Genomic DNA, 1,585 nt, shown 5'->3' on the forward strand with positions numbered 1-1,585 from the left:
TCATGCTGCACCCAGCACGTAGAAAATATCGTAAAGAACAAAAAGGTCGTAACACCGGCATTTCGCACACCCGCGGAACCGCCGTCTCGTTCGGCGATTTTGGGCTGAAGGCAACCGGCCGCGGCCGTATCACTGCCCGTCAGATCGAAGCTGCTCGTCGTGCGATGACCCGTCACATCAAGCGCGGTGGTCGTATCTGGATCCGCGTCTTCCCGGACAAGCCAATTTCCCAGAAGCCCGCAGAAGTGCGTATGGGTAACGGTAAGGGTAATCCGGAGTACTACGTGGCTGAAATCCAGCCGGGTAAGGTACTGTATGAGATGGACGGTGTGGACGAAGCCCTGGCGCGCGAGGCGTTCCGTTTGGCTGCTGCCAAATTGCCGCTGTCGACGACTTTCGTTGTTCGCCAAGTCGGTCAATAATTAGGAGCGGAACATGAAAGCATCTGAACTCCGCGGTAAGGACAAGGCAGGACTGGAAAAGGAACTGGGCGAGCTGTTGAAGGCTCAGTTCAGCCTGCGCATGCAAATTGCGACCCAGCAACTGAACAATACCGCACAGCTGAAGAAGGTACGTCGCGACATCGCACGTGTGAAAACTGTGATCAACTCGAAGGATGGCCAACAATGAACGATCAAGTGAAACAAGCGCTCAAGCGCACGCTGATTGGCAAAGTTGTGTCGGACAAGATGGATAAGACCGTCACTGTCGAAATCGAGCGTCAAATGAAGCACCCGCTGTACGGCAAGATCATCAAGCGCACCAAGAAGTACCACGCGCATGATGAACAAAACTCGGCGAAGGCCGGCGATGTGGTGGAAATCACCGAAAGCCGTCCGATCTCCAAGACGAAGTCGTGGACTGTGACCCGTGTGGTACAGGAAGCACAAATCGTCTAAGTAGTAAATGTAGTACTTGCGTGCTCGATATTATGCTGCCATAATATCGAGCTCTTTCTTTGCAAAACAAAGTTTGCAGAGAAAGGCTCAAGAGTAGCTCTATTCGTCCCCTAACTAGCGAGTTCGCTTGCTAACAGGACCAAGACTGACCGCCAGCGCATCCTGCGAAGCGGATTAAGTTGGGAAAGAAAATATCATGATTCAAACTGAAAGCCGGCTCGAAGTGGCCGACAACACTGGTGCGCGCGAAGTTCTGTGCATCAAGGTCTTGGGTGGTTCCAAGCGCCGCTATGCGGGCATTGGCGATGTGATCAAGGTTACTGTCAAGAGCGCAGCACCGCGTGGTCGCGTCAAGAAGGGTGAAATTTATAACGCTGTCGTCGTTCGTACCGCCAAGGGCGTGCGTCGTCAGGATGGTTCGCTGGTCAAGTTCGATGGTAATGCTGCCGTCCTGCTGAACGCCAAGCTGGAGCCCATCGGCACCCGTATCTTTGGGCCGGTGACTCGTGAGCTGCGTACAGAGCGCTTCATGAAGATCGTCTCCCTGGCGCCTGAAGTTCTGTAAGGAGTGGTCATGGCAAACAAAAGCTGGAATCGGCGCAGCTCCCGGCGCTGGTGATAGCCGTGTTCTTGCAGGGCTTCCACCAGGGTGGCGTATTGGCCGTCGCCTAACGCCTCGGCATCCA

Annotated in this window: 4 protein-coding genes; all 4 read left to right on the forward strand. The window is 54.4% G+C overall.

The features are described 5' to 3' along the window. Positions 1-2 precede the first annotated feature (2 nt). The 4 genes from rplP to rplN all read left to right on the forward strand — a co-directional run bounded on the left by rplP (position 3) and on the right by rplN (position 1,464). Entirely contained in the window at positions 3-422 is a 420-nt protein-coding gene (gene rplP / locus I5W_RS05600; RefSeq protein WP_044528504.1) for a 50S ribosomal protein L16, read from the forward strand. A gap of 13 nt (positions 423-435) precedes the next feature. Next, positions 436-630, forward strand: a complete 195-nt coding sequence (gene rpmC, locus I5W_RS05605; RefSeq protein WP_006464926.1) for a 50S ribosomal protein L29 — start codon at positions 436-438, stop codon at positions 628-630. Next, complete coding sequence (gene rpsQ / locus I5W_RS05610) at positions 627-899, forward strand: 30S ribosomal protein S17 (RefSeq protein WP_006464925.1); 273 nt, start codon at positions 627-629, stop codon at positions 897-899. Before rpmC ends, rpsQ begins: the two co-directional genes overlap by 4 nt. A 196-nt stretch (positions 900-1,095) precedes the next feature. Further along, on the forward strand, positions 1,096-1,464 hold the full coding sequence (gene rplN, locus I5W_RS05615) for a 50S ribosomal protein L14 (RefSeq protein WP_006464924.1): 369 nt from the start codon (positions 1,096-1,098) through the stop codon (positions 1,462-1,464). Positions 1,465-1,585 lie beyond the last annotated feature (121 nt).

This window comes from Herbaspirillum sp. B65 (assembly GCF_000333555.1).
GTDB lineage: Bacteria > Pseudomonadota > Gammaproteobacteria > Burkholderiales > Burkholderiaceae_D > Herbaspirillum > Herbaspirillum rubrisubalbicans.